This is a genomic window from Streptomyces botrytidirepellens (assembly GCF_003721215.1).
Classification (GTDB): domain Bacteria; phylum Actinomycetota; class Actinomycetes; order Streptomycetales; family Streptomycetaceae; genus Streptomyces; species Streptomyces himastatinicus.
On record NZ_RIBZ01000821.1, the window covers coordinates 1 to 14,456 of the forward strand.

General features: G+C 70.3%; 16 protein-coding genes. 10 read left to right on the top strand and 6 right to left on the bottom strand.

From position 1 onward, the window contains the following. The first annotated feature begins 64 nt into the window (after positions 1 to 64). Together EEJ42_RS42285 and EEJ42_RS42290 are read left to right on the top strand one after the other, a co-directional pair. Positions 65 to 1,369: an MFS transporter gene (locus tag EEJ42_RS42285; protein ID WP_123107450.1), complete on the top strand. Its 1,305-nt coding sequence runs from the start codon at positions 65 to 67 to the stop codon at positions 1,367 to 1,369. Between the two features lie 48 nt (positions 1,370 to 1,417). Next, the gene (locus tag EEJ42_RS42290; RefSeq protein WP_123107451.1) at positions 1,418 to 2,335 is read left to right on the top strand and encodes a Vgb family protein; all 918 of its coding nucleotides are present in this window, start codon (positions 1,418 to 1,420) and stop codon (positions 2,333 to 2,335) included. A gap of 25 nt (positions 2,336 to 2,360) precedes the next feature. Here EEJ42_RS42290 and EEJ42_RS42295 read toward each other — a convergent pair whose 3' ends face one another. The 3 genes from EEJ42_RS42295 to EEJ42_RS42305 form a co-directional block, all read right to left on the bottom strand. Next, a complete protein-coding gene (locus tag EEJ42_RS42295; RefSeq protein WP_123107452.1) occupies positions 2,361 to 3,332 on the bottom strand; it encodes a nucleoside hydrolase in 972 nt (323 codons plus the stop codon). 154 nt (positions 3,333 to 3,486) lie between these two features. Continuing rightward, a complete protein-coding gene (locus EEJ42_RS42300; protein ID WP_123107453.1) occupies positions 3,487 to 4,311 on the bottom strand; it encodes a class I SAM-dependent methyltransferase in 825 nt (274 codons plus the stop codon). Positions 4,312 to 4,401: 90 nt separating this feature from the next. Further along, the gene (locus EEJ42_RS42305; RefSeq protein ID WP_123107454.1) at positions 4,402 to 5,010 is read right to left on the bottom strand and encodes a peroxiredoxin-like family protein; all 609 of its coding nucleotides are present in this window, start codon (positions 5,008 to 5,010) and stop codon (positions 4,402 to 4,404) included. A 71-nt stretch (positions 5,011 to 5,081) separates the two neighbouring features. On the opposite strand from EEJ42_RS42305, the gene EEJ42_RS42310 reads away from it, so the two are divergent. Further along, positions 5,082 to 5,726, top strand: a complete 645-nt coding sequence (locus EEJ42_RS42310; protein WP_123107455.1) for a TetR/AcrR family transcriptional regulator — start codon at positions 5,082 to 5,084, stop codon at positions 5,724 to 5,726. Here the strand turns inward: EEJ42_RS42310 and EEJ42_RS42315 are convergent. Further along, on the bottom strand, positions 5,713 to 6,333 hold the full coding sequence (locus EEJ42_RS42315; protein WP_123107456.1) for a TetR/AcrR family transcriptional regulator: 621 nt from the start codon (positions 6,331 to 6,333) through the stop codon (positions 5,713 to 5,715). The two genes, EEJ42_RS42310 and EEJ42_RS42315, sit on opposite strands and share 14 nt — an antisense overlap. A 178-nt stretch (positions 6,334 to 6,511) precedes the next feature. On the opposite strand from EEJ42_RS42315, the gene EEJ42_RS42320 reads away from it, so the two are divergent. The 5 genes from EEJ42_RS42320 (at position 6,512) to thrS (ending at position 11,180) form a co-directional block, all read left to right on the top strand. Then, positions 6,512 to 7,141, top strand: a complete 630-nt coding sequence (locus EEJ42_RS42320; RefSeq protein WP_123107457.1) for an MSMEG_1061 family FMN-dependent PPOX-type flavoprotein — start codon at positions 6,512 to 6,514, stop codon at positions 7,139 to 7,141. A 31-nt stretch (positions 7,142 to 7,172) separates the two neighbouring features. Further along, a complete protein-coding gene (locus EEJ42_RS42325; protein WP_123107464.1) occupies positions 7,173 to 8,081 on the top strand; it encodes a PDR/VanB family oxidoreductase in 909 nt (302 codons plus the stop codon). Positions 8,082 to 8,115: 34 nt separating this feature from the next. Next, positions 8,116 to 8,922 carry a siderophore-interacting protein gene (locus tag EEJ42_RS42330; RefSeq protein ID WP_123107458.1) on the top strand — a complete coding sequence of 269 codons (807 nt, stop codon included), beginning with the start codon at positions 8,116 to 8,118 and terminating at the stop codon, positions 8,920 to 8,922. Positions 8,923 to 9,101: 179 nt separating this feature from the next. Then, the gene (locus EEJ42_RS42335) at positions 9,102 to 9,785 is read left to right on the top strand and encodes a hypothetical protein (protein WP_123107459.1); all 684 of its coding nucleotides are present in this window, start codon (positions 9,102 to 9,104) and stop codon (positions 9,783 to 9,785) included. Positions 9,786 to 9,968: 183 nt separating this feature from the next. Further along, positions 9,969 to 11,180, top strand: coding sequence for a threonine--tRNA ligase (gene thrS, locus EEJ42_RS42340; RefSeq protein WP_123107460.1), 1,212 nt, complete (start codon positions 9,969 to 9,971; stop codon positions 11,178 to 11,180). 38 nt (positions 11,181 to 11,218) lie between these two features. Here the strand turns inward: thrS and EEJ42_RS42345 are convergent, their stop codons facing one another. Continuing rightward, positions 11,219 to 11,662: a hypothetical protein gene (locus tag EEJ42_RS42345; RefSeq protein WP_123107461.1), complete on the bottom strand. Its 444-nt coding sequence runs from the start codon at positions 11,660 to 11,662 to the stop codon at positions 11,219 to 11,221. A gap of 36 nt (positions 11,663 to 11,698) precedes the next feature. Beyond that, positions 11,699 to 12,469, bottom strand: coding sequence for an SDR family oxidoreductase (locus EEJ42_RS42350; RefSeq protein WP_184503529.1), 771 nt, complete (start codon positions 12,467 to 12,469; stop codon positions 11,699 to 11,701). Positions 12,470 to 12,596: 127 nt separating this feature from the next. On the opposite strand from EEJ42_RS42350, the gene EEJ42_RS42355 reads away from it, so the two are divergent. Next, a complete protein-coding gene (locus EEJ42_RS42355; protein WP_221179486.1) occupies positions 12,597 to 13,490 on the top strand; it encodes a helix-turn-helix transcriptional regulator in 894 nt (297 codons plus the stop codon). A gap of 38 nt (positions 13,491 to 13,528) precedes the next feature. Beyond that, entirely contained in the window at positions 13,529 to 14,368 is an 840-nt protein-coding gene (locus EEJ42_RS42360; protein ID WP_123107463.1) for an oxidoreductase, read from the top strand. Positions 14,369 to 14,456: the final 88 nt, after the last annotated feature.

Below are 14,456 nucleotides of genomic sequence, written 5' to 3' on the forward strand. Positions count from 1 at the left end.
CCACGCCCCGCCCCCACACGCCCCGCCCACCGAAGCTCCCGCCCGAGAACCCAAGGAGTCACTCGTGTCCGCACCCGCACCCAACGCCGCCCCCGTCGCGGCCGCCGACACCGAAAGCAGTCCGGAACGATCCGCCCGGCTGACCGGCCAGCGCGTCGGCGGCGTCTTCACCGCCCTCTACATCCTCGCCATCATCGGCGTCTGGATCGCCCTGCTCACCCCGGCCTCGGTCACGCTGTCCCTGCGCATCGCCGCCCTCGACCCCGAGGGCAAGACGTCGTCGCTGGCCCTGGTGGCGGGCGTCGGAGCGATCTTCGCGATGGTCGCCAACCCGGTCTTCGGGCACTTCAGCGACCGCTGTACCTCCCGGTGGGGACGACGGCGACCGTTCGTCGTCGTCGGCACCCTCGTGGGCGGCGCGTCCCTCTTCGTCATCGGTACGGCGCCCAGCATCCCCGTCGTCCTCGTCGGCTGGTGCCTGACCCAGATCGCGATGAACGCCGCCATGGCCGCCCTCATCGCCATCCTCCCCGACCGGGTGCCGGAGGAACGCCGCGGCACCGTTTCCGGGCTGATGGGGATGACCAACCAGGTCGCCACCGTCAGCGGCACCTTCCTGATCGCCACCACCGGCACCCAGGGCCTGGGGATGTTCATCGTCCCCGCGGCCATCGGCCTGGTCCTGGTCGTGGTCTTCGCCCTCTACCTGAAGGAAGTCCCCCGGGGGAAGGGCGAGGTGCCGCCCCGGACGTGGCTCGACATTCCGCGCAGCCTGTGGATCAACCCCCTCCGCCACCGCGACTTCGCCTGGGCGTTCGTCAGCCGCTTCCTGGTGTGGACCGGCAAGGCCCTGCTGCTCACCTACAAGACGTACTTCCTGATGGACCACCTCGGGTACAGCTCGGACCGGGCCGCCTCGATCCTGAGCTGGGCCATGCTCGTCCTCGCCATCGGGGTCGTCCTCGGCAGCAACGTCAGCGGCTGGCTGTCCGACCGGCTCCAGCGCCGCAAGGTCTTCATCGCGGTGGCGTCCGTACTGTTCGGCATCGGCATGGGCGTCATCGCGGTCTCCTCCACGCTGACCGGCTTCATCGCGGGCATCGCCGTCGCGGGACTCGGACAGGGCGTCTACGTGGGCGTCGACTACGCGCTCGTGGTCTCCGTCCTGCCCGACAGCGAGACCGAAGCCGCCAAGGGCATGGGGCTGTTCAACATCGCCAACGCCCTCCCGCAGAGCGTCGCGCCCGCCATCGCGCCCCTGTTCCTCGCCATCGGAGGCGGCTCGAACTACGCGGTCCTCTACGTCAGCGCCGCCGGATTCGCCCTCCTGGGTGCCGTCGCCGTCATGTTCATCAAGGGGGCCAGATGACGCCGGGAAAAGCAGTTGCACGCGCCGCCCTCTCCTCGACAGGGTGCGGTGGTGACCGGAACAGCGAGCGAACGCCCCGACCCGGCCATCAGGGAGATCCCGGTGGCGGACCAGGACGCCGGGCCCTACGGCATCGCGGCCGGTCCCGACGGTGCCCTGTGGCTCACCCTCGTGCACAGCGGTCGCATCGCGCGGCTCACCCTCGACGGCCAACTCCAGGAATACCCCCTGGACTCGCCGACGTGCCGTCCTACGGTCATCGCCCCCGGGCCCGACGGCGCCCTGTGGTTCACCCGGTACCAGGACCACCGGATCGGCCGCATCACCGTCAACGGCGAAGCGGAGCCCTTCTCCGTACCGACGCCCGACGGCGGCCCCTACGGCATCACCGCCGGTCCGGACGGTGCGGTGTGGTTCACGGAAATGAACACCGACCGGATCGGCCGCATCACCGGCAATGGCGAGACCACCGAGTTCCCTCTGCCCGTCGAGGGCGGCTTTCCCTCGGCGATCACCGCAGGCCCCGATGGCGCCCTGTGGTTCACCCTCAACCAGGCGAACGCCATCGGCCGCATCACCACCGACGGCGACACCGCCGTCCACCCACTGCCCACGCCGGGCGCCGGACCCGTGGGCATCACCAGCGACGGCACCGCCGTGTGGTTCGTCGAGATCGTGGCGGGCCAGATCGGCAGGATCACGATGGACGGCCGTATCGAGGAGTTCCCGCTTCCCGACCGCGCCGCCAAACCCCACGCCATCGTCGGGGTGTCCACGGGGGAGTGCTGGTTCACCGAGTGGGGAGCCAACCGCGTGGGTCGCATCACAGCGAGCGGGGAGAAGGCTCAGATCGCCGAGTACGCCCTGCCGTCACCGTCATCCGAACCGCACGGCATCACCCTGGGCCCCGACGGCGCCCTCTGGACGGCCCTCGAGACGGGAGGCGTGGCACGGGTGGCACCGTAGCCCCGGCGGCCACGGGCTCGCCGGATCAGGGTGTGGCCAGAGCGCGATGGATACGGTCCATGGCGGTGGCGGCATCCACGGTGGCGGCTATCCGGATCGGTGGCCGTTGGTCGGGGATGCCGCCGTGGCTGATGGTGAACTTCCGTCCGTCGACCAGCGTGGCGCCACGCGTGTGCCCCGCGAGCTCGACCATGACCTGGTGCTCCTCGTAGGTGGCCAAGGACTCGTCGACCATGATGGCGGCGGCGAGTGGATCGTGCAGGACGCAGCCGACGCTGCCGCGGGCGCTGCTGTAGAGGGCGACGTAGGCGTCGAGTACGGACGTGGCGAAGCGAGCCGCCGGGGTGTCCGCATCCGCGATCCGCTTCAGCCAGAACTCGTCGGCCCATGCGTGTTCGGTCATGTCCAGCGGCACCATGGTCAGGTCGAACCCCGCGCGCAGCACCTCTTCCGCCGCCTCCGGATCGTGAGCGGAGTTCGCCTCGGCCCAGGCGGTGACGTTGCCCGGGACATGGAAGGCGCCGCCCATGAGGACCACGCGGCGCAGGAGGCGAGGGAGGTTCGGTTCCGTTCGGAGGGCGAGGGCGATATTGGTCAGCGGGGCCAGCGCGAGCAACGTCAGTTCGCCCGGGCGCTGTCTGGCCAGACGCACGAGCTGGTCCGCCGCCGATTCCGGGCTGGTCCGGCGCGGTGACGTGGGACCGGCGCCGCCACCGAGGCCGTCCTCGCCGTGGACGAACTCGGACGTGTGCAAGGGCTGTTGAAGGGGAGTCGGATGCCCGACGGCAACCGGTATGTGGTCCAGGCCGACGACGTCGAGCACGCGTAGGGCGTTGGCCGCCGCCGTGGCCGTGGGCACGTTGCCGTGCGCGGCCCCGATGGCGACGATCTCGATGTCCGGCTGGGCAGCCAGATACAAGATCGCCCAGGCGTCATCCACCCCGGGATCGGTATCGAGGACGACGGACAGACGCGGGGGAGCGGCGGCGGGTGGCATGCGGTCTCCTCTTGAGGCCCTATGTGTTGTTGTGGACCAGCCGATGGCTGGACTCTTCGCTCCCGCCACTGTTTCGTCATTCGTGCACCATTGAAATGCTTTTCCGGTCAGCGATCGCCACTCCGGGTCAGCGGTCGCCACCCCGGCCCCTCGCTCAACGGCACGCCAGAAGCCCGTACAGCAACGGGATCCGTGGCTCCGGCAGCTGCCACCAGCCCGACGCGGTGCGCGTCATGTGGGGCCAGCGGGGCCAGGGCAGTTCTGCCGACTCGCGCAGCCGCCGGATGCTCAGACCCGCTCCGACCAGGGCGTTGATCACCTCGTCCAGCCCGTGCATCCACTCGTAGCTGTCGGTGGCTCCCTCGACGGCCGGGCCGTCCGTGTACGTGTGCGTCGCGTCGCGGTGCACGGGGCCGCTGCCGCCCAAGTAGTCGTGGCGGAGCAGGAGTTCGGGGCCCTCTCCGGGGGCGGGCTTCGGTCCGAGTGCGTTGAGGAGGGGATGGAACTCCGCGAGGTACACGTGGCCGCCGGGACGCAGCAGCTCGGCGACCGTGCCCGCCCAACGGTCCAGGTCGGGGAGGTAGCACAACGCGCCCTTGCCGGTGTAGACGACGTCGAACCGCCGCCCGCCGAGGGCCTCCACGGCGTCGTACACATTGGCCCGCACGTACGTCACATCGACGCCCGCACGCGCCGCGATGCCGGTCGCCGCCTCCACGGACGCCGCGGAGAAGTCGAGCCCGACGGCCCGCGCCCCGCGCTGCGCGAAGGCGATCGTCTCCGTGCCGAGGTGGCACTGGAGGTGCAGTACGTCGCGCCCGGCCAGCTCGCCGAGGTCGTCCCACTCCCACGGGGCGAACCACCGCGAGGGATCGGGCTCCTCGTCGACCCCGTAGAACCGGCTGGCGAGGTGGACGGGGGTCCGGGCGTCCCAGTTCGCCTGGTTGGCCTGCATCATCCGCTCGTACGCGTCGGTCATGGGGTCACTATGGCAGGCACCAATGGTGAGGAAAGCCAAAAGTGGGATCCGTCGGTCTCCGCCGCTCCGGGGCCCGGGAGGCGACTGTGGCTACGACCGTGGCGCGCGGGAGGCCAGGTCCAGCAGCTCGTCCACCGTCCACTGGTCGTACGCGTGCTCGCCGTACTTCGCGGCCAGGACGGTCCCGTCGGGGGCGATGAGGAGGTCCGCGGGGAGGCCGAGGCGGCCGTGCGGCTGACGCCGGGACGGAAGACCTTCGCGCCCGCGCACCAGCATCGCCGTGCTGCGCAGGATCGACCGCAGTACGGGGAGCCACGCCCGGGGGTCCAGCAGTGCGCGGGGCGCCGACTCGACGCCGAACTCCGCGTACAGGTGCTTGTCGGGATCGGCGATCAGCGCGAACGGGAGCGCGTCCGCGTACTGCCGCAGTTCCACGGCGGGGGAGTGGAAGACGGCGACCTCGCGAACGCCCGCCGCCTCGATCTCCGGATGCCGGACGGTCACCGAACGCAGGTGCAGATTGCAGACGGGGCAGCCCGCGAAGCGGCGGAACTGGAGGTGGGTGAGGCGCCCGTCGGGCGCGGGGACGGTGAGCGCGGGTCCGGTGACGGGGCTCAGCTCGCGGGTGGTGACCTGGTCGCCGGGGCGCAGGATCCTGCGTTTCCGGGCCGTGCGAGATGCCGTGCGGGACTGGGACATGTGGTTCCCCCTTCGTAGGCGTAGGCCGTACACCTACGAGCGTAAGCGTATGCCGTACGCTGTCAACCCTCATGCCACGACCCCGCTCCCTCACCCCCGGCCAGATCTCCGCCGCCGCGCTGACCGTCATCGACCGAGACGGACTCGCCGCGTTGTCGATGCGTACGGTCGCCAAGGAGCTCGGCCTGAGCACGATGGCTCTCTACCGGTACGTACGCGACCGCGAGGAACTGGAGCGGCTCGTCGTGGAGCTCGTCCTCGGCGCCGTCGACACCGAGCCGCCGCCCCCGGGCGCGTCATGGCGTGCGCGCGTCGAGGTCATGGTGCGGCGCCTGCGCGACACCGTGGGCGCCCATCCGTCGGTCGTCCCGCTGACGCTCACCCACCGGCACCGCTCTCCCGGCGTGCTGCGCTGGTCGGAGACGGTGCTCGCCATCCTCACCGAGGCGGGCTTCGCGGGCGAGCAACGGGTCGTCGCGCTGCGTGGCCTGCTCGCCTACGTCATCGGGGCGATCCAGCTGGAACACCTCGGGCCCCTGGCCGGCGAGGGCACGGTCGCCGTCTCCGCCCTGCCGCCGGACGAGTTCCCGTACATGAGCGAAACCGCGCGGCACGCGCGGAACGTCAGCGCGGAGCAGGAGTTCATCGGCGGACTCACCGTGCTGCTGCGTGGCCTGCGTCCGGCGCCCGGGCCTGCCCGACCTACCCGAGGGTGAGGTAGCGGGTGAGCATCGCGACGAGTTCGTTCTCGAGCCGGGTGGCGTCGAGGGGGTCGGGCTCGGCGATGAGCTGGTGGATGACCAGCTCCACCGTGGAGACGAGGAGCCGGGCGGCGACGTACGTGTCCTCGACCCGGACCTCCGGGTGCGTTTCGATCAACTCCTGTGCGTAGTCGATCAGTTCCCGCTGGAACCGGAGCACCTTCGCCAGCAGTTCGGGCGACCGCGGTGCCTGCTCGAACATCACGCGGAGCAGATGCGGATCGTGGCGATGGTTCTCGATCACCGCTCGCACATGGGCGCGGAGGATGCCCTCGAGGGAGTCGGGCGGCTCTTCGTCCCAGTGGTGCCTGGTGGCGGCTATCCCGTCATCGAGGTGACGGCCCACCAGCTCGACCAGGATGGCGTCCTTGTTCGGGTAGTACTGATACAGCGAGCCGATCGAGATCCGGGCGTGCTCGGCGATGCGGTTGGTGGTCCCGGCGGCGTAGCCGTACTCGGCGAAAACGTGAGCAGCGGCGGTGAGGATGCGCTGCCGGGTGAGCTCGGCCCGGACCTGGCGCGGCTGTTTACGTGGCTGAAGTCCACGATGGCTCGACGTCATGACACCTCCTGGACGGCGCCCCGAAAGCGAGTAGCGCGGCACCTGAACAATTGCTCACAATAGTGCCATGACCTGCGGCGAAGCGGTGAGAGACGGCCGTTTACAGGTGGGTGGAAACAGCTGAGCGACGCGCGTCCCGGCGCCCGCCGCCTCCGCCTGATTCTCCGAAGGAGCCTTCGTGACGCATGCCCCTGCCCGCCCCCGGCGGATGTCACCGGCCGAGGTCCGCGCCCGGCTCGGGGAACCCGAAGCCGTGATCGAGGCCAAGATCCGTGACCGTATCGACGACTACTTCCGCCTCTTCATCGCCCATTCGCCCTTCCTGACCCTCGCCACGGCGGACGCGTCGGGGCGCGCCGACTGCTCGCCCCGCGGCGACTACCCGGGGTTCGTGAAGGTCCTGGACGACCACACCCTCGCGATTCCCGACCGCCCCGGCAACAAAATCGCCGATTCGTTCCGCAATCTCGCCGAGAACGACGGTGTCGGACTGCTCTTCCTCATCCCCGGACTGCGGGAGATGCTGCGCGTCAACGGCCGCGGCTATCCCACCGACGAGCCCGATGTCCTCGCCCGGATGCGGACCGAGGCCAGAACACCGGAGCTGGCCATCGTGGTCGAGGTCGAGCAGGCGTACTTCCACTGCGGCCGCGCGCTCGTCCGGTCCCGGCTGTGGGACCCCGCGAGCCAGGCCCTCGCCGAGGAGATTCCGCCGATCGGCGAGATCGCCGCCGCCCAGTTCGGACTGGACATCGACCCGGAGCTCCTCGAACGCACCCTCCAGGACAGCTACCGGAAGCTCTACTGACCACGCCACAAGGTGAATACCGATGCAGCAGATGCAGCACACCACCCTCGACCACATCGAGCAGATCGCCGAGGACGTCGTCTCCCTCGTCCTGCGCGGCACCACCGGCCCGCTGGCGCCCTGGGAGCCGGGAGCCCACATCGACCTGGCCCTGCCGAACTGGCTGACCCGGCAGTACTCGCTGTGCGGGGACCCGGCGGACCGCGACGCCTACCGGATCGCCGTACGGCACGATCCCCTCAGCCGGGGCGGTTCGGAGTACGTCCACCGCTTCCTGCGCCGGGGCCGCACCCTCGACGTGTCGCTGCCACGGAACCACTTCCCGCTCGTACCCGCGCCGGAATACCTCTTCCTCGCCGGTGGCATCGGCATCACCCCCATCCTGCCGATGCTGCGGGCGGCGGCCGCAGCGGGCGTCCCGGCGTCACTCGTGTACGTGGGCCAGTCGCCCGCCACCATGCCGTTCGCCGATGAACTGCTTTCTCTCCACGGTGATGTGGTGCGGATCGTCGCCACACGCCACCACGGCAGACCGGACCTCGCCGCCCAGCGGTCCGCCCTGCACCCCGATGCCCTGGTCTACTGCTGCGGCCCCGCGCCGATGCTCGCCGCGGCGGAGGCCGCGTTCCCGGCCGAACGGCTCCACGTGGAGCGGTTCCAGCCGGTGACCAGGACGTCCGCCCCCAATACACCGTTCGAGGCGGTGTGCGCCCGGTCCGGGCGGACGGTCCAGGTGCCGCCCGACGAATCACTGCTGGACGCCCTGACCCACGCCGGATACCCGGTGCCGTCCGGATGCCGCGAAGGTGTGTGCGGCAGCTGCGAGCTCACCCTTCTGGGCGGCGAACCCGAACACCGCGACGACATCGGCGCCCCCGCGGGCCGCATGTACGCCTGCGTGTCCCGAGCCCGGTCCCCCCAACTCGTCGTGGACCTCTGAGCGCAAGCTACCGCGAAGGGAACCGAACCAAGTCATGCTCCCAAAGGTGCGCACCCCCGAAACGCGGCGGATGATCACGCTGGAGGTGTGCAGGAACACCAAGCTGACCCCCACCTTCTCCACCATCACACTCGCCGGAACGGAGCTGGAACACCTGAAGCCCGTGGGCTTCGACCAGACCGTACGGCTGTTCTTCCCGCGCGAGGGGCAGGACCGGCTGAGGATGCCGACCCTCTCCAACGAGGCGTGGATGGCGGAACTGCTCCTCCTGCCGAAATCCCGCAGACCGTGGGTCCGCAACTACACCATCCGGCAAGCCCGCCCCGAACTCGGCGAGGTCGACATCGAGTTCGCCCTCCACGGCGACACCCCGGCCTCCACCTGGGCCCGCCACGCCCGCCCCGGAGACCCGGCGGGCATCTTCGACATGGGCGTGTCCTACCTGCCACCGCGGCACGCCGAACGGCAACTCCTCGTCGGAGACGAGAGCGCCGTCCCCGCGATCCTGGCCATCCTCGAACACGCCCCCGCGTCGCTGTCCGCGGACGTCATCCTGGAGGTCCCCACCACCGCGGACATCCGCCCGGACATCACCGCCCCCGAAGGCGCCCGCGTCCACTGGCTGCCCCGCAACGACGCGTCCCTGCTGCCCGGCAGCCTCGCCCTGCAAGCCGCCAAGGACCTCCCCCTGCCGCCACCGGGCCGGTTCTACACCTGGGTAGCCGGAGAAGCCACCCTGGCCACCGGCCTACGCCGCCACCTGGTACGCGACCGGGGCGTCCCGAAGCCGGACATCGCCTTCCAGGGCTACTGGCGCCACGGCCGCTCCAGCCCGGGCTGATGCCGGACCCCGGCGGCGGCCAGGGTGGTAGGGGTCATCCCGTCGAGGAGGGTGTCGGTAGAGCCACCCCATATCCGGTGTTCAGGCCCACCGACGACGAGCGTCTGGATCGGCAGGATTCACTTCGTCAGTAGATGAACTGACGAGGAATCCACCACAGGGACAGCCGGGGGCCGCTCATGAACGAGACCATCGCCAGACGCATCACCGGCATAGCAGGCATCTCCACGGCTGGCGCCCTCATCATCGAAGTGCCCCTGTACTTCATCTACTCGGGTCCGCCGCCGGACTCGAACGTCCTGGCCAGGCTGCTGATCGGGATTGTCGCGCTCGCGTTCCTGCTCGTGTTCGTGACGGCCTTTCGTGAACTGGTCAGACGTGTGAGCCCCGCATATGAGTGGGTGGGCTCGATGGCCTTTGCCACGGGACTGGTCTACGTGACGGTCACCCTGGTCTCCAGCGGCCTGGAAGCCGGCGCGGTCATCGCCGTCGACCACCCGATCGATCCGACCATCACCGTCAGCGGCACGTACATCCTCTACGGGTCGATCTCCCGCCTCATGCTGGCCTTCTTCCTGACCTCGGTGGGCTACATCATCGCCCACACGAACCTTCTCCCGCGGTGGACCGGTCGGTCGGCATACGTCCTGGCCGGGGTCAACCTGGCTTTCGTGCCGTCCCTGTTCTTCGGCAACACCCCCGCGAACTTCTACGCGGCCAACGGCTGGGGCACCACCGCCCTGATGGGTGCGATCTTCAGCTACTGGCTGCTGGCCCTGGGCATCTCCACCTACCGCAGCGCCACGCGCCTTACCGCGATGGGATCTCCGGCGCTGGAGGGCCGAGGCCACACGGCGGGATGAAAAAGGGCGGGCGTGGGTGGGTGGTCGGTTGGTACGGTCTCGGCATGAAGCGCGCTGGTATGACGACGACGCCGGACAGAGTCCCGGCGCGCTGATCGATGTCTTGATCCGAAGCCCCGGGGCGAGTGCCCCGGGGCTTCGGCTTGTGGTGGCGCTCGTCTCGGCAGACGAGAGGGGAATGTCGTGTACGACCACCGCAAGCTGGGCCGCGAGTTGGGGTTGTTCGACACCGATCCGTTGATTGGGGCGGGGCTGCCTTATTGGTTGCCGGATGGGGCGGCTGTTCGGGAGGCGTTGGAGGAGTACATCCGGGGGGAGGAGCGGCGGGCGGGGTATCGGCATGTGTATTCGCCGGTGCTCGGGAAGCGGGAGCTGTACGAGGTGTCGGGGCACTGGGCGCACTACCGCGACGACATGTTTCCGCCGATGGATGTGGGCGGTGAGGAGGTCGTGCTGCGGCCGAGTCTGTGTCCGCACCATGCGGTGATCTACCGGTCTCGCGCGCGTAGCTATCGCGAGCTGCCGCTGAGGATGGCGGAGTTGGGTGGGATGTACCGGGCCGAGTTGTCGGGGGTGCTCGGTGGGTTGACTCGGGTGCGGGCGATGCAGCTCAATGACGCGCACATCTTCTGTGCTCTTGAGCAGGTCGCGGGGGAGGTGGAGGGGGCCCTGGGGATGATTCGGCGGGCGTATGAGGCGATGGGGATCCGGGCGGTGCGGTATCGGCTTTCGTTGCCGGGGGACGGTGGGAAGTTCGTGGCGGGTTCCGAGGTGTGGGGGCGGTCGGTTGGGGTGTTGGGGGAGGTTCTTCGGCGGGCTGGGGTGCCGTACGAGGTGGGGGAGGGGGAGGCCGCGTTTTATGGGCCCAAGATCGATGTGCAGGTTGCCGATGGGGCGGGGCGGGAGTTCACCTTGTCCACTGTGCAGGTGGATTTCCATCAGCCGGAGCGGTTCGGTTTGCAGTACGTCGGCGCCGACGGTGCGAAGCACCGGCCGGTGATGGTCCACCGCAGCATCATCGGCAGTGTCGAGCGGGCTGTCGCCCAGCTCGTGGAGGTGCATGGGGGTGCGTTTCCGGGGTGGCTCGCGCCCGTGCAGGTGGTGGTTCTGCCGGTGTCCGAGGGCGAGGTGGAGCATGCCGAGGCGTTTGTGGAGCGGTGTGTGGAGAGGGGCCTGCGGGCGCGGGTGGAGGGGCCGGAACGCGGGTCGCTGGGGGCTCGGGTCCGGGGCGCCCGGCTCGTGCCGTATCAGGTGGTGATCGGCGCGAAGGAAGCCGTCGAGGGGCACGTGGCGCTGCGGTTGCGGGGTGGGCGGCAGGTGGGGGTTATGGCTGCTGAGGAGGTGGTGGGGCGTATCGGTGCGGTCGTGGGGGCTCGTCGGGTCGAGCTGTGGTGAGCGCTCGCGGGGGTGGGCGCAATCCCGGCAGTGGCGCGCTACTCCTCGCCGTCCGGGAGCAGGTGCCGGGCGGGTGAGCCGGGGCGTAGGGGCAGGCGGTGAATGCCGTCCGGGGCAGCGATCAGGGCGTCGGGGACGTCGGATTCCAGGAAGCGGACGTAGCCGATGGTGCCGACGGTCGTCGTCCTGGTGGCCAGCCAGGTGAGGAGGGTTCGGAGGGCGTCGAACTCGTCCGGGTGCACCTCCTGGCGTACGGTCAGCGCCCAGCCGCGCGGGCCGGGTAGCAGTTCGCCGACCAGGGCTCCCCCGATGCGGTGGGCCGGGCCCCTGGCGGAGAGAAGAGGGTACTCCGCCAGGGGGTTGGACGTCTCCGGCGTCTGCTCTCCGCCCTCGCCCAGGTGTCGGCGGATCAGGGCGAGGTCGGAGGCGGGCAGGGAGCCGGGGAGGTCCAGGGACAGCTGTAGTTCGTAGAGGTCGCTCACTGGGGAAGGGTATGTCCCGTGATGGCGGGGCGTCGGTCAGCCCTGCTGGACCGGGACCACCACCAGTTCGGCGATGTTCACGTGCGGCGGGGCCGCCACCGCGAAGGCGATCGCTTCCGCTATGTCCTCGGGGCTCAGGGGGTGGAGGGTGGCGCGCATGCGGGTGAGGGTTTGGCGCATGTCCCTGTCGTGCATGTCCTCGCCCAGTTCGGTGAGCGTGACGCCGGGCTCCACGTTCTTCACACGCACGTTCCGCGGGCCGAGTTCGGCGCGCAGGTTGCGGGTCAGGTGGGCCACGGCGGCCTTGGTGGCGGCGTAGACGGACCAGTTGGGGTAGAGGACGTGTCCGGCTACGGAGCCCACGTGGACGAGGTCCGCCGGGCGGCCCTCGGCGGCGGTGGCGATGAGGTCGTCGGTGAAGGCGCGGGCGGTGTGGAGCAGGGCGCGCAGGTTGGTGTCGAGCATGCGGTCCCATTCGTCCGTGGCCGCGGTCTCGAAGGGGGCGCCGAGCATCACGCCGGCGTTGGCCACGACGAGGTCGATGCGGCCGAGGGTGGAACGGATCGTGCGGGCGGCGGTGGCGAGGGCCTCGGGGGCGGTCAGGTCCACGGCCAGGGGGAGGACCGTACCGGGGGCCGTGGGGCCCAGCTCGTCGGCCAGGGCCTTGAGGCGGTCTTCGCGGCGGCCCAGGAGGGCGACGTGTGCCCCGTCGGCCGCCAGGCGGCGGGCGGTGGCGGCGCCGATTCCGCTGGTGGCGCCCGTGATCACCGCGGTTCGGTCGGACAAGGGGAGGTTTTGCGTGGTCATGGGGCCAGCGTTGCCGGGGGTCGGGGGCGGTTCCAGGCCGCGATCCACCTCGGCGGCGTCATCCTAGGAGGATCACGGCCACCTTCCGGCGCCCCCGCCGGCCGCGCGGCGGCGTAGCGTCGAAGACATGGACAGCAAGGACAGCGTGGACAGCGAGAACCTGCTCGGGCAGTTCCTGCGGGCCCGCCGTGAGCTGCTGCGACCCGAGGACCTGGGGATTCCCGCCGGTGCGCGGCGCCGGGTGGCCGGGCTGCGGCGGGAAGAGGTGGCGATGCTCGCCGGGGTGAGCACCGACTACTACGTACGGCTGGAGCAGGGCCGGGAGCGGCATCCTTCGGCGCAGGTGGTCGACGCCCTGGCCCGGGTGCTGGGGCTGGAGGAGGACGCGGTGGCCCATCTGCATCAGCTGGCGCGTCCCGTGCCCGCGGCGCGACGCCGGAAGGGCGTACGCGGGGAGCGGGTCAGCCCGGTGCTGTTGCGGATGATGGAGGACTGGCACCGGACCCCGGCCGTGGTGCTGGGGCGCTGTCTGACCGTGCTCGCCCACAACGCCCTGGGCCGGGCCCTGTTCGAGGGCCACGCCCACAGCGGGGATCTGCTGCGGCTGGTGTTCCTCGATCCGGACGCGAAGGTGTTCTACCCGGACTGGGACCGGGTGGCCGTCAGCACCGTCGCGGGACTGCGGGCGGCCGTCGGCACCGACTACGACGACCCCCAGCTGATCGAGGCGGTCGGCGAACTGTCGTTGCGCAGCGAGGAGTTCCGGCGGCTGTGGGCCCGCCATGACATCCGCCAGAAGGCGCACGAGACCAAGCGTTTCCGGCATCCCGTGGTCGGCGAGCTGACGCTGGACTACGAGTCGCTGACGGTGAACGGCGCCCCCGGGCAGCAGCTGGTCGTCTACCAGGCCGAGCCGGGAAGCCCCTCCGAACACGCGCTGTCGCTCCTCGGGAGTCTCTCCGCCGGAGACGGAAGCCCACAGGCACCGCAGCAAGAACAGCAAGAACAGCAAGAACAGTAAGAGCAGCAAGAGCAGCAAGAACAGAAGGACTTTTTCGCATGAGCACCAACGACTCCGTATGGTTCATCACCGGCTGCTCCACCGGCCTCGGCCGTGCCCTCGCCACCGCCGTCCTCGACGGTGGCGGGCGTGCCGTGGTCACCGCCCGCGATACGTCGACGGTGGCCGATCTCGTCGCCCGGCACGGGGACCGTGCCCTGGCCCTCGCGCTCGACGTCACCGACAGCGGCCGGGTCGCGGAGGCCGTCAAGGAGGCGGAGGCCGCCTTCGGGCGCATCGACGTGCTGGTCAACAACGCCGGATACGGCTATCTCGCCGCCGTCGAGGAGGGTGAGGAGGACGAGGTCCGCGCCCTGTTCGACACCAACTTCTTCGGACTGGCCGAGGTCACCCGGGCCGTCCTGCCCGGGATGCGCGCCCGCCGCTCCGGCCACATCGTGAACATCTCCTCGGTCGGCGGGCTGGTCGCCTTCGGCGCCACCGGCTACTACCACGCCACCAAGTTCGCCGTGGAGGGCCTCTCCGAGTCCCTGGCGGCCGAGGTCGGCCCGCTGGGCATCAAGGTGACGATCGTCGAGCCCGGGGGCTTCCGCACCAACTGGTCCGGGCCGTCGATGCGCCAGTCGGCGACCGTTCTCGACGACTACGCCGAGACCGCGGGCGCCCGGCGCGCGAGCACCCTGGCCACGTACGGCCAACAGCCCGGCGATCCGGACCGCGCCGCCGAAGCGATCATCGGCGCGGTCCGGGCGGAGGAGCCGCCACTGCGGCTGCTGCTGGGCAAGTCGGCGTACGACATCGCCACCGCCAGGCTGGACACCCTGCGGGCCGGGTTCGAGGGCTGGCGGGACGTCACTCTCGGCGCCGACTTCGCGTAAAGCCCGCTAGATGAATGAGTCCGATGTTCTCAGTGGTCGTAGGCGATCAGGGATCGCTTGGCTGTGGCTCCGGTGGTCCAGTTGTGCC